Source organism: Pseudoalteromonas sp. HL-AS1, assembly GCF_031198785.1.
GTDB classification, from domain to species: Bacteria; Pseudomonadota; Gammaproteobacteria; order Enterobacterales; family Alteromonadaceae; genus Pseudoalteromonas; species Pseudoalteromonas distincta.
This window is the reverse complement of the sequence record NZ_CP133569.1, coordinates 2,674,502-2,686,358: the sequence shown is the minus strand read 5'-3', so window position 1 is coordinate 2,686,358 and position 11,857 is coordinate 2,674,502. Positions and strand designations below refer to the sequence as shown.

The following is an 11,857-nucleotide window of genomic DNA, read 5'->3' as shown; positions in this document are numbered from 1 at the left end:
AATTTAGAGAATATTATGTATCAGCATAAACAGTATGCGGTGTTTATCTTTTTTGTATTAGCGTGGATTGGCGGTTTTGTGGCGCTTGCGTGGAACTTGTTAGGCGCTGATGGACCTTTAATAATATTTACTGGGATTTTAGTGCTGGTGGGCTTTTTGTTCCATGGCCTAACAGTAAAAGTAGATGATAAGAATATTAGCTGGGCGTTTGGTCCAGGTGTTGCTGGGCAAAGTATTGAGCTTAGCGAAGTCGCAGAAGCAAAAGCAGTTCAAAACTCTTACAGGCACGGTATTGGTATGCGAATTACTCATGATGGTTGGGTGTATACAGTATCTGGCTTTAGTGCAATACAGTTAACGCTCAAAGATGGCACCTTGTATAGAGTTGGTACAAACGATCAAAAAGGTTTACTAGCTGCTTTAAAAGAAAAAAACGTATCAATCGCGCTGCCTAGTAAGCCAAAAGCTGAAACGGTTAAGCGTAACAATATGATATAAAAAAAGCGCCTTAGGCGCTTTTTTTATTTGTTTAGCAGTGCATTAGTGGTCGTGGCCACACCCACCTTCGCCATGTACGTGGCCGTGAGTTAATTCATCTTCTGTCGCATCACGTACTTCTAGTATTTCTACATCAAAGTTAAGTGTTATACCTGCAAGTGGGTTATTACCATCTACAATCACTTCTTCATCTTGGATATCGATGATCATTACTGATTGGTCACCATCATCTGTTGATGCACGAAATTGCATGCCAACTTCAATTTCCATACCTTCAAACATTGATTTAGGTACTGCTTGCATTAGGTTTTCGTGGCGCTCGCCGTAACCTTCTTCAGGTTCAACCTTTACGCTAAGCGTGTCGCCTGGTTGCTTGCCCAGCAAAGCATTTTCTAGGCCTGAAATTAAATAGCCTGTGCCAATGATAAAGTGTAGTGGCTCACCACCGAACGAGTTATCAATGCTATTGCCATCATTATCCATTACTGAATAATGCATTTTTACCACTTTGTTTGCCGCAACGATCATAGTCATTCCTATTTATTCATCTTCAAGAGAGTAGGGTAGAGGCAGAATGCTTAGCTCCACCTGAGGTGTGTGTTTTGCACGAAGTACCTGAGTTACATCAGTATCGTTTGGCAACACAACGAGGCCTGTTAATTTATTTGTTTGCTCATCAAAGCTTTGTGCAATAAGTTTACCTGCACGGCGCCAATTTTCGCCTAATTGGATTTCTAAATCAGGCTCTGAGAGAATCCCTTCGCTTTGCCCCGAAACGATATACATTGCACGTTTATTTTTACCAAGGTACTTCATACGGGCTACTGTTTCTTGACCTGTATAACACCCTTTTTTGAAACTTATACCGCCAATAGCATGTAGGTTTACCATTTGAGGAACGTACTCGCCAATTGCATCTGCACTTAGCTGAGGCTCACCGGCAAGCATCGCTGCTTGTTGCCAAGGGGCTTCGTTATCAAGTGTGGATACGTTATCAGGCATGCTAAATTGGTTATCAACCATTATTAAAACACGGTTATCAGCTAATTTTAGCGCTTTACCATTCGTAAAATCACACGCGCTTGCATCGCCTTCAAAGCTAATATCAAGTTGTGCCAGTACATCCGATAAATCATCACCAATTAAACCAATTAAACGCTTTGAGCATTCAGTAATATCAACTTTTGCAAATACAGCGTATTTTTTAAGTTCAGCTAATGATTTTTCAACTTCAGCTTGGCTACCCGCAAGGTAGTAGCTATCTTGGTAAGAAAATAATTTAAATACACCCCAAAGTTTACCTTTGGCGCTGCAATGGCCAGCCCACAAATAATTACTGCTGGTTAATTTATTTAGATCTTGAGTGATTTGTCCGTGCAAATAAGATAATTTATCAGCACCGCAGAGGCTAATAAGTTGATGAGATAACGGACATGCATAAACGCTCGACATAAAAACCTTCTTTGCAATATAAATGAAGTGACATAATAACGCAGTTGTTACGTATGGTACAGACAAGCGCTTATTGGTGCGGGTTTATTATTTAATGAGAGATTAATAGCTGCTAAATAGGCTTGTGTTTGTTAAACTCGAGTCAATTAAGTATGAGGTTTAAAATGGTTGAAATTCATAGTAAAGCACGTATTCGTTGGGCTTGTCGTCGTGGCATGTTAGAGCTAGATGTTTTGTTTATGCCGTTTGTAGAAGAAGCATACGACTCTTTGAGCGCAGAGCAACAGGCTATCTTTCAGCGTTTGCTAACAGAAGAAGACCCTGACTTATTTGCATGGTTTATGGGTCATGAAGAATGTAAAGACGAGCAGTTAAGCGGTATGGTTTCGCTGATCTTAGACCGAGTTCGTGTATAGGTTTACGGTTACAAATAATAAAGCTGACCACAAACCAATTGTGGTCTTTTTTTGTATGCTCAGTTTTATATTATGTTTATTTTTAGATTCACTATTAGCTATGCTTTTTTGTTTAATAATAAATGCACTAGCTGGCTTGATAATGTGGCGCAAAGTATTAGCAATTCACCCACATGAGGGAATTATAATATTAGAACCAAAGTTATTTAGATTTGAGGGCGAGAGCTTAAAAATTCAGGGTGAAATAAGTAACAAAAGCCGATTTTATGGTAATAATATATGGCTTCATATTAAAGGTTTTAGTAACAACCATTGGCTTATAATTTCAGCCAATGGCGTTAATGAGCAAAGTTATGCGCGTCTAAAACGTGCCACTGTCGGCGCAATTAATTGCGTTTTGGAGTCAAAATAGTCGGCGTTGGATTCTCACTTTGTTCAGGGTAATCAATAGTGTAATGCAAGCCTCTGCTTTCTTTTCGCTCCATAGCACTTCTAATAATTAGCTCTGATACTTGCACTAAATTACGAAGCTCAAGCAAGTTGTTACTTACTCTAAAGTTTGCATAGTAATCGTGTATTTCTTGCTGTAGCAACTCAACTCTATGCAGTGCTCGTTCTAAGCGTTTAGTAGAGCGTACAATACCTACATAATCCCACATAAATAAACGTAGTTCATGCCAGTTATGGGTAATAACAATTTCTTCATCTGAGTTACTAACACGGCTCTCATCCCAATGAGGAAGCGCCATCGGCTCTGGTGCATGTTCAATTTTACTTAAAATATCTTTAGCTGCAGCGTGGGCAAATACAATGCACTCTAATAGTGAATTACTTGCCATACGGTTTGCACCATGTAAGCCTGTGTAAGCAACTTCACCTACAGCATATAAGTTATCGAGATCTGTTTTGCCGTTAAAGTCAGTCATTACACCACCACAGGTGTAATGCGCAGCAGGCACAACTGGGATTGCTTCTTTCGTTATATCGAGGCCTACACTTAAGCATTTTGCGTAAATAGTAGGAAAGTGCTCAATAATAAAGTCTTTATCTTTGTGGCTAATATCTAAATAAACACAATTAGCACCTAAACGCTTCATTTCAAAATCGATTGCGCGTGCCACTATATCGCGTGGAGCGAGTTCTTCACGGCTGTCAAAGTCTTTCATAAAACGAGTGCCATCAGGTCGTTTTAAATAAGCCCCTTCACCGCGCATAGCTTCTGTAATTAAAAAGTTTTGTAGCTCTGGATGATAAAGGCTTGTTGGATGAAATTGATTAAATTCCATATTGGCAACTTTACAGCCTGCGCGCCATGCCATTGCAATACCATCACCACTTGATACATCAGGATTAGAAGTATATAAATACACTTTACTTGCACCACCAGTGGCAAGAGCAACAAATTTAGCTGAAATGGTTTCTACCTTTTTAGCTTTTTTGTTCCACACATACATGCCTTCAATGTGTGAGCCTGTTTTTCCGGCGCTTTTATCTGTAATTAAATCAATAGCATTGTATTGCTCTAAGAGCGTTATATTCTTATGAATTTTAACTTGGCTAATAAGCGTGGTTTGCACCGCTTTGCCTGTTGCATCGGCTGCATGCAATATACGGCGATGGCTGTGACCACCTTCACGTGTTAAATGAAAACGCTCTTTTCCTTTGCTATCAAACTCCATATCAAAGGGTACGCCTTGGTCAATTAACCACTGTAGGCAATCGTGAGCATTGCTGGCGGTATAATGAACAGCGTCTCTATCGCATAAACCGCCGCCTGCATCGAGTGTATCTTCAACATGAGATTCTATGCTGTCGTTTTGTTTATCAAATACAGCAGCTATACCGCCTTGGGCATACAAAGTAGAACCTTCGGTAAGCGCTCCTTTACTGATCACGGTAACGTTACAATAATTAGCTAGAGATAATGCAAGTGATAAGCCTGCTGCGCCGCTACCTATAATAGCGACATCTGCAATGTGATGTTTATTTTGGTTCATGTCAGAGGTACTTTGCGGTTACAATGCTCATATAGAGCAATATTTGTTTTTAATATCTGTAGTTGTATCATATTTGTCATACTACTACGTAGTGATTTTAAAGGCTTAGCGCCGTTATTATCATCTATTTTATAAAAAAATAATATTAAGCAGAACTTTTTATTCATAAAGAGGTCAGAGTATTTGTGAACAATGACGACAATATGAATAACAAGCAAAAATCAGACATAGGAGTACCGGCTCGAATGAGCGAGCAGGAATTAGATTTAGTGCTAGTAAAAAGGGTCCAGCAAGGAGATAAAAACGCCTTCAACCTATTAGTAAAGAAGTATCAAAACAAAATTGCAGGTTTGATCTCACGTTATGTATCTAACCAAGGCGATATTGCTGATGTAGCACAGGAAGCTTTTATTAAAGCTTACCGTGCACTTCCTAACTTTAGAGGTGACAGCGCCTTTTACACGTGGTTATACCGTATTGCCGTTAATTGTGCTAAAAATTACTTAGTAGCCCAGGGGCGTAAGCCGCCAGCAAATGATATAGACGCTGAAGATGCCGAGTTTTATGATTGTGCAGATTCAATGCGATCGAATGCATCTCCTGAAAACCTACTTTTAAGCGAAGAAGTACGCGCTGTTATTTTTAATACGATTGATAGTTTGCCTGAAGATCTTAAAACCGCAATCACCCTTAGAGAAATAGAAGGGATGAGCTATGAAGAAATAGCCGTGGTAATGGATTGCCCAGTCGGGACTGTGCGTTCGCGTATATTTCGTGCCCGTGAAGCAATAGATAACAAATTAAACCCATTAATAGGCGAGTCTTAGTATGACAAAAGCACACCTTAACAAGTTAGATAACGAAGCGTTATCGGCATTACTTGATGGCGAGCAACATCTAACTGATGCAAAAATTGCAGAGCAAGATGTAACTACGTTTGGCCGTTATGCGTTAATTGGTGATGCGATGCGTGCTCAAAAAAATAATAACGACATACATATTGATATTAGCGATCGCGTTGCATTAGCACTAGAAAGCGAGCCTGTTTATGCTGACTTTAGTCAGTCAAAAACACAGCCTCAAGCAATCACTGAAACAGTACAAGGTAATAAAGTAGTCGCTTTTAATTGGCGCAAACCAGTTGCCCAATTAGCTATTGCAGCAAGTGTAGCGATGTTTGCTATTGTGGGCGTTAATACGCTTCCTCAAAGTAACAATGAACAGCAAAGTGAAATTCCATTACTGCAAACCACACCGCTAGCAGGTATGGCCTCGCCAGTAAGTTATTCGTCTGAGCCTGCGCTTGAAAATGCTGAGCAAGGTTTACGTGAACTACAGCAACAGCGTATTGGTGCGTTAGTTCTTGAGCATCAACGCCAAGCACGAGTTGCGAATTCTTTAGAAACAGCGCAAACTAATACCAAAGCGTCTGAGGAAAAAAACTAATTAAATGAAAGTAATCACTTTTGTTCTGTCGTTGGTAGTAAGCTTTAATGCATTTGCCAACGACACAAATCCTGCCAAAGATTTATTACTCAAAATGGCTAATGCCGTTCACACCCGTAATTTTGACGCCTCGTTTGTGGTTGTCAAAGGTAAAACAATGGAACCCTACCGATGGGTGCATGCTTTACAAGGTGACACCGAACTTGAGCATTTAAGTTTACTTAACGGTGCTGGGCTTGAAATGGTCCGTATCGATAATCAAGTTACTTATTTTGAACCTCAGTCTGAACCATATTCTCTAAAAACAGATTCAATAGCAGGTCCAATCCCTGAAGTACTTTTTAAAGATATAGATCGCTTAAGTGCGCATTATGATTTTGTACTAGGCGGAAAAGGGCGTATTGCAGGGCGTGCAGCGCAACTTGTTCGCATTGAATCTAAAGACGAGTATAAATATAATTACTGGATTTGGTTGGATATGGAATCGTCGTTGTTACTAAAAGCAGCGTACGTTAACCATGAAGGAGAAGCCTTAGAGCAGTTACAGCTTACACATATTAGTGTGACAGAGCAGCCAGCCGGTATGCTAGTTGAAGTGCTCAATCGAAACTTTCCAACGCCTTTGCCAAACAATGCACTTATAAATGAAGATAGTACTGCCACTAATTGGAAAATCAGTTGGTTACCAGATGGCTTTGAGTTGCTAAAATCAGACAGACATAAGCTCGATTTAAATAACGAGTTAACTGATTATTACTTGTTCTCTGATGGTTTTGTTGAGGTTTCTGTATTTATTCAGCGCCCATTACCAGGTAAGCGTTTAAGTGGAGCACTCACTTCTGGTGCAACGACAGTATATGTGCATAATGGCGGTAATTTTGATGTATCGGTTGTTGGTAATGTACCGAGTATGACCGCAAAAGCGATTGCAGAGTCAGTTACTCGCGCACTATAGACGATTCCGTAAGGATTGTTATGATTGAACAAACCCTCACTGTTGTGGCCCTCGATGGCCACATTGCTCATTTAGAAGCACAGCAAAAACAAGCTTGTGAAGGCTGCAATGGTCGTTGCGGCTCACAAGTGTTTAGTAAATTATTTGGCACTGCAAAAAAAACCTTTCCTTATAAATTCGAATCCTCTGTAGAAATAGGGCAAAAGGTCACTTTGTCACTAGATGATAGTCATGTCGTTAAGCATGCTTTTGCGGTTTACATGCTACCGCTCCTTTTGAGTCTTGTTTTTGCATTTGTTGCGGCGCAATTGTTTATAGCTTCCGAAGGCTGGCAGATTTTAGCTGCTACTCTAGGTGGCGTTACTGGCTTTTTTATAGCTAAAACTCGCGTGAAATCTCTAAAGCACGATATAAAAGTTATAAAAATTCACCCAATTAGTATCCCTTTAACTCAAATAGATGGTGATTGACGCCAATTAAATGTAAAATTGCCGTTTTATACCAAAGTAACTTGGAAATACAGGGAACCGTGGTTTTTTAAATTATTTTATCTGGCTGAATTATTTAAGTTAAGTAAATATAACTTATTGTTATTCAATACATAAAATGGTTATAACCCATCTTAAAAAGCGTAAGTACAGTTTGTTATATACAAATTTAGCTTATGGCATCCTAAAGCAAGTATTTTCAAGTCACTTAGGTATTCATATTTAGTCCATTAAAATAGAAGTATAGAATCCAGTTTATGAAGCATATCCGTAATTTTTCGATCATCGCCCATATTGACCATGGTAAATCGACCCTTTCAGATCGTTTGATCCAAGTTTGTGGCGGTTTAACCGACCGTGAAATGCAAAAACAAGTTTTGGATTCAATGGATATTGAGCGCGAACGTGGTATTACCATTAAAGCGCAAAGTGTAACGTTGAATTACAAAGCGAACGACGGCGAAACCTACCAACTTAATTTCATTGATACTCCAGGACACGTTGATTTTACGTATGAAGTTTCACGATCTTTAGCTGCTTGTGAAGGCGCGTTGCTTGTTGTTGATGCAGGCCAAGGCGTTGAAGCACAAACACTAGCTAACTGTTACACCGCTATTGAAATGGAATTAGAAGTAATTCCAGTACTTAATAAAATCGATTTACCGCAAGCGGATCCTTTACGTGTTGCAGAAGAAATTGAAGAGATTATTGGTATTGATGCCCTTGATGCAGTGCAGTGTAGCGCTAAAACAGGTGTAGGTATTGCCGAAGTTCTTGAAATGATTGTTAAAGATGTACCGCCGCCAGTAGGCGACAAAGATGCACCTTTACAAGCACTTATTATCGATTCTTGGTTTGACCCATACCAAGGCGTTGTATCACTAGTGCGTATTAAGCACGGTGAATTACGCACTGGCGACAAAATAAAAATAATGTCGAACGAGCATATACATACTGCTGACCAAGTAGGTGTGTTCACACCTAAGCAAACCAACACCGGTATTTTAAGAACAGGTGAAGTAGGGTTTGTTATTGCTGGTATTAAAGAGATACATGGTGCGCCAGTAGGTGACACTATTACTCATCAAAAAAATGCAGCTCCACTTCGCTTACCTGGCTTTCAAAAAATTAAGCCTCAGGTTTATGCGGGTATGTTCCCAATTGCATCCGATGAGTATGAATCGTTCCGTGATGCACTTAATAAATTAAGCTTAAACGATGCGTCGTTATTCTTTGAACCAGAGAATTCAACTGCACTTGGCTTTGGTTTCCGCTGTGGCTTTTTAGGTATGCTACACATGGAAATCATTCAAGAGCGTTTAGAGCGTGAATACGATATTGATTTAATTACAACAGCACCTACGGTAATCTATGAGATAGTTACTAAAGAAGGTACATTTCAGATTGATAATCCATCTGATTTGCCTGCAGTAAACGATATTGTAGAGATTCGTGAGCCGATTGTTGAAGCTAATATTTTGGTACCACAAGAATACCTAGGTAACGTTATTACTTTGTGTATTGAAAAACGTGGTAGCCAAACAAAAATGACTTATCACGGAAAGCAAGTAGCTGTAACTTACGAGCTACCTATGGCTGAAGTGGTGATGGATTTCTTTGATAAATTAAAATCTACTAGCCGTGGTTTTGCGTCTCTTGATTATAACTTTAAACACTTTCAAACATCAGATATGGTGCGTGTTGATATTTTAATCAATGGTGAGCGCGTTGACGCACTTGCGATAATTGTTCACAGAGATGGTGCGCAGTCTCGTGGCCGCCAGTTAGCTGATGCGTTAAAAGAGCTTATCCCACGTCAAATGTTTGATATTGCGATTCAAGCTGCTATCGGACAACATGTTATTGCCCGTACTACGGTAAAACAATTACGTAAAAACGTAATTGCTAAGTGTTACGGCGGTGATGTGAGCCGTAAGAAAAAGCTACTTAAAAAGCAAAAAGATGGTAAAAAACGTATGAAGCAAGTAGGTAATGTTGAAGTGCCTCAAGAAGCGTTTTTAGCTATTTTAAAAGTTGGCAAATAAAAACAAAGGATTATAAATGGCTGGTTATTTTTCAGTTTTATTGGTGTTATTAACTTTAGGCTCAGGTTTAATATGGTTAATAGATCACTTAATGTACGCCCCAAAAAGACAGGAGCGCTTAGCGATAGCGCAAACGTCTGCTGGAGCACCGTTAGATGAAGAAACTGCGGCATTAATTGCACCAGAACCAGTGCTAACAGAAACAGCAAAGTCGATTTTCCCGATGATTGCAGCAATTACTATTTTTAGATCATTTATCTTTGAACCGTTTCAAATTCCATCCGGTTCAATGATGCCTACACTATTAGTAGGTGATTTTATTTTAGTGCAAAAGTATTCATATGGAATAAAAGACCCTGTTTGGCGTACTCAATTAGTTGATATTGGGCAGCCTGAGCGTGGTGATATTGTTGTTTTTAAATACCCTTTAGATGAAAATGTTGACTATATTAAACGTACAATTGGTTTACCTGGCGATAAAATTGTTTATCGCGATAAACGTTTATATATTCAGCCAAATTGTAAAGAAGGCGAAACCCAGCAGGGTGAGCTTTTATGTAATGAATTCAATAAAATTGATTTTAAACTAATTAATGATAACGAATTTAAACAAGGCCCAATGCCTCTAGCTCGTGTAAATGAAAATTTAACAACAGTTACGCATGATATATTAATCAACCCACAAGCGCCTGAGAGAAAAGGGCGTTACTACCAGCAACCGGGCACGCCTTCTGATGAATGGACTGTTCCTGCTGATCATTATTTTATGATGGGTGATAACCGCGACAACAGCCAAGATGGTCGCTTTTGGGGCTTTGTACCAAAAGAAAACTTGGTGGGTAAAGCTGTCTTTATATGGATGAGTTTTGAATTTGAGAATGGCCCTGATGATATTTTACCAGGATGGGTTCCAACTGGTGTTCGCTTTGAGCGCCTAGGTAATATTCAGTAACGATGAAAAAAAATGTAACAGAATTATATAAAAAAATTGGCTATGAATTTGCCGATCAAGGTTTACTTGAGCAAGCAATGACGCACCGCAGCCACAAAGGCCAGCATAATGAGCGACTAGAATTTTTAGGCGACTCTATTTTAAGCTTTGTGATTGCCAATGCACTTTATGCCAAATTTCCTAAAGCGCGTGAAGGCGATTTAAGCCGCATGCGCTCAACGCTTGTGCGTGGTCAAACACTTGCCGAGTTTGGTCTTGAATTTGGCCTAGGCGATTATTTACGCTTAGGGCCGGGCGAGCTTAAAAGTGGCGGATTCCGTCGCGAGTCAACGCTTGCTGATGCAGTAGAAGCTATTATTGGCGCTGCATTTTTAGATTCAGGTATTGATAGCTGTGGCGATCTTATATTGTCATGGTACGAATCACGATTAGATGCTATTTCACCAGGGCTTAACCAAAAAGATCCGAAGACCCTGCTGCAAGAGTATTTGCAAGCCCGTAAATTATCTTTACCGGGTTACACTGTGGTTGATACCAAAGGCCAAGCACACAATCAAACATTCACGGTCGAATGTATTGTTGATGGAATGGATAGCATAATTTCTGTAGGTAGCTCGCGCCGTAAAGCCGAACAAAAAGCTGCTGAAAAAGCATTGAAGATACTTAAAAATGAACCTTGATACCCTAATACAGCCTCATGAAGGTGATGTAGATACGTTTTGTGGAATGGTTGCTATTGTAGGGCGCCCAAACGTAGGTAAGTCGACTTTGCTTAATGAAATTATTGAGCAAAAAGTGAGTATTACCTCACGTAAACCACAAACCACGCGTCATCGTATTATGGGTATTCATACCGAAGGTAAACACCAAGCGGTATACATAGATACACCAGGTCTACACGTTGAAGAAAAACGTGCGATTAACCGTTTAATGAACCGTGCCGCGTCTAGCTCTATTGGTGATGTTGAGCTTATTATTTTTGTAGTTGAGGGCACTCATTGGAATGCCGATGACGACATGGTACTTAATAAAGTATCGCAAAGTGGTAAGCCGGTATTATTGGTTATTAATAAAATAGACCAAGTTAAAGACCGTGACCTTGTGTTGCCTCATATGAAGTGGTTAAGTGACAAGTTTGATTTTGTTGGAATTATGCCAGTATCGGCAACGCAAGGTAAAAATGTTGATTTAATCAAAGCAGAAGTAACTAAACGCTTACCTCCTTGCGAATTTTACTTTCCGGAAGATTATGTAACTGACCGTTCAATGCGCTTTATGGCAGCTGAAGTAATTCGTGAAAAACTAATGCGTTTTATGGGCGAAGAATTGCCGTATTCTGTAACTGTTGAAATTGAGCAGTTTAAATGGCAAGACAACGGTATTTGGCATATCAACGGGTTGATTCTTGTTGAGCGCGAAACACAAAAACGCATGGTTATTGGTAATAAAGGCGAAAAGCTAAAAACCATTGGCCGTGAAGCCCGTAAAGACATAGAAGAAATGCTGGATAACAAAGTATTTTTAGAGCTTTGGGTTAAAGTTAAGTCGGGTTGGGCTGACGATGAACGTGCACTAAGAAGCTTAGGTTACAGTGAAGACTAGACCAAG

General features: G+C 39.7%; 14 protein-coding genes. 11 read left to right on the top strand and 3 right to left on the bottom strand.

Annotated elements, in window-relative coordinates; translation table 11 throughout:
• Window positions 1-15: 15 nt before the first annotated feature.
• On the top strand, window positions 16-498 hold the full coding sequence (locus RB214_RS12505; RefSeq protein ID WP_002958727.1) for a hypothetical protein: 483 nt from the start codon (window positions 16-18) through the stop codon (window positions 496-498).
• Between the two features lie 42 nt (window positions 499-540).
• On the opposite strand, the gene RB214_RS12500 is transcribed toward RB214_RS12505, so the two are convergent.
• On the bottom strand, window positions 541-1,026 hold the full coding sequence (locus RB214_RS12500; RefSeq protein ID WP_002958726.1) for a peptidylprolyl isomerase: 486 nt from the start codon (window positions 1,024-1,026) through the stop codon (window positions 541-543).
• Between the two features lie 12 nt (window positions 1,027-1,038).
• On the bottom strand, window positions 1,039-1,950 hold the full coding sequence (locus RB214_RS12495; RefSeq protein ID WP_197098626.1) for a folate-binding protein YgfZ: 912 nt from the start codon (window positions 1,948-1,950) through the stop codon (window positions 1,039-1,041).
• Window positions 1,951-2,114: 164 nt separating this feature from the next.
• On the opposite strand from RB214_RS12495, the gene RB214_RS12490 reads away from it, so the two are divergent.
• Together RB214_RS12490 and RB214_RS12485 are read left to right on the top strand one after the other, a co-directional pair.
• Window positions 2,115-2,366, top strand: a complete 252-nt coding sequence (locus RB214_RS12490) for a succinate dehydrogenase assembly factor 2 (RefSeq protein WP_309167243.1) — start codon at window positions 2,115-2,117, stop codon at window positions 2,364-2,366.
• Window positions 2,367-2,421: 55 nt separating this feature from the next.
• Window positions 2,422-2,778 (top strand): hypothetical protein, encoded by a 357-nt coding sequence (locus RB214_RS12485; RefSeq protein WP_223231626.1) that lies wholly within the window; start codon window positions 2,422-2,424, stop codon window positions 2,776-2,778.
• Here RB214_RS12485 and nadB read toward each other — a convergent pair.
• A complete protein-coding gene (nadB, locus tag RB214_RS12480; RefSeq protein WP_002958722.1) occupies window positions 2,753-4,363 on the bottom strand; it encodes an L-aspartate oxidase in 1,611 nt (536 codons plus the stop codon). The genes RB214_RS12485 and nadB overlap by 26 nt on opposite strands.
• 245 nt (window positions 4,364-4,608) lie before the next feature.
• On the opposite strand from nadB, the gene rpoE reads away from it, so the two are divergent.
• From rpoE to era, 8 genes are all read left to right on the top strand, one after another.
• Window positions 4,609-5,190, top strand: a complete 582-nt coding sequence (gene rpoE, locus RB214_RS12475) for an RNA polymerase sigma factor RpoE (protein WP_002958721.1) — start codon at window positions 4,609-4,611, stop codon at window positions 5,188-5,190.
• Window position 5,191: 1 nt separating this feature from the next.
• On the top strand, window positions 5,192-5,809 hold the full coding sequence (locus RB214_RS12470) for a sigma-E factor negative regulatory protein (RefSeq protein ID WP_165742747.1): 618 nt from the start codon (window positions 5,192-5,194) through the stop codon (window positions 5,807-5,809).
• Window positions 5,810-5,813: 4 nt separating this feature from the next.
• Window positions 5,814-6,764 carry a MucB/RseB C-terminal domain-containing protein gene (locus RB214_RS12465; RefSeq protein ID WP_024594972.1) on the top strand — a complete coding sequence of 317 codons (951 nt, stop codon included), beginning with the start codon at window positions 5,814-5,816 and terminating at the stop codon, window positions 6,762-6,764.
• A 20-nt stretch (window positions 6,765-6,784) separates the two neighbouring features.
• Complete coding sequence (locus RB214_RS12460; protein WP_182753773.1) at window positions 6,785-7,234, top strand: SoxR reducing system RseC family protein; 450 nt, start codon at window positions 6,785-6,787, stop codon at window positions 7,232-7,234.
• A gap of 275 nt (window positions 7,235-7,509) precedes the next feature.
• Entirely contained in the window at window positions 7,510-9,297 is a 1,788-nt protein-coding gene (gene lepA / locus RB214_RS12455) for a translation elongation factor 4 (protein WP_002958717.1), read from the top strand.
• Window positions 9,298-9,313: 16 nt separating this feature from the next.
• A complete protein-coding gene (lepB, locus tag RB214_RS12450; protein ID WP_002958716.1) occupies window positions 9,314-10,249 on the top strand; it encodes a signal peptidase I in 936 nt (311 codons plus the stop codon).
• Between the two features lie 2 nt (window positions 10,250-10,251).
• Window positions 10,252-10,929 carry a ribonuclease III gene (gene rnc / locus RB214_RS12445; RefSeq protein ID WP_002958715.1) on the top strand — a complete coding sequence of 226 codons (678 nt, stop codon included), beginning with the start codon at window positions 10,252-10,254 and terminating at the stop codon, window positions 10,927-10,929.
• A complete protein-coding gene (gene era, locus RB214_RS12440; RefSeq protein ID WP_002958714.1) occupies window positions 10,919-11,851 on the top strand; it encodes a GTPase Era in 933 nt (310 codons plus the stop codon). Before rnc ends, era begins: the two co-directional genes overlap by 11 nt.
• Window positions 11,852-11,857: the final 6 nt, after the last annotated feature.

What these genes read in the sequence shown, in the direction of transcription:
- RB214_RS12505 (WP_002958727.1), top strand. Translation starts at nt 16, where the DNA reads ATGTATCAGCATAAACAGTATGCGGTGTTTATCTTTTTTGTATTAGCG.
- RB214_RS12500 (WP_002958726.1), bottom strand. Translation starts at nt 1,026, where the DNA reads ATGATCGTTGCGGCAAACAAAGTGGTAAAAATGCATTATTCAGTAATG.
- RB214_RS12495 (WP_197098626.1), bottom strand. Translation starts at nt 1,950, where the DNA reads ATGTCGAGCGTTTATGCATGTCCGTTATCTCATCAACTTATTAGCCTC.
- RB214_RS12490 (WP_309167243.1), top strand. Translation starts at nt 2,115, where the DNA reads ATGGTTGAAATTCATAGTAAAGCACGTATTCGTTGGGCTTGTCGTCGT.
- RB214_RS12485 (WP_223231626.1), top strand. Translation starts at nt 2,422, where the DNA reads ATGCTCAGTTTTATATTATGTTTATTTTTAGATTCACTATTAGCTATG.
- nadB (WP_002958722.1), bottom strand. Translation starts at nt 4,363, where the DNA reads ATGAACCAAAATAAACATCACATTGCAGATGTCGCTATTATAGGTAGC.
- rpoE (WP_002958721.1), top strand. Translation starts at nt 4,609, where the DNA reads ATGAGCGAGCAGGAATTAGATTTAGTGCTAGTAAAAAGGGTCCAGCAA.
- RB214_RS12470 (WP_165742747.1), top strand. Translation starts at nt 5,192, where the DNA reads ATGACAAAAGCACACCTTAACAAGTTAGATAACGAAGCGTTATCGGCA.
- RB214_RS12465 (WP_024594972.1), top strand. Translation starts at nt 5,814, where the DNA reads ATGAAAGTAATCACTTTTGTTCTGTCGTTGGTAGTAAGCTTTAATGCA.
- RB214_RS12460 (WP_182753773.1), top strand. Translation starts at nt 6,785, where the DNA reads ATGATTGAACAAACCCTCACTGTTGTGGCCCTCGATGGCCACATTGCT.
- lepA (WP_002958717.1), top strand. Translation starts at nt 7,510, where the DNA reads ATGAAGCATATCCGTAATTTTTCGATCATCGCCCATATTGACCATGGT.
- lepB (WP_002958716.1), top strand. Translation starts at nt 9,314, where the DNA reads ATGGCTGGTTATTTTTCAGTTTTATTGGTGTTATTAACTTTAGGCTCA.
- rnc (WP_002958715.1), top strand. Translation starts at nt 10,252, where the DNA reads ATGAAAAAAAATGTAACAGAATTATATAAAAAAATTGGCTATGAATTT.
- era (WP_002958714.1), top strand. Translation starts at nt 10,919, where the DNA reads ATGAACCTTGATACCCTAATACAGCCTCATGAAGGTGATGTAGATACG.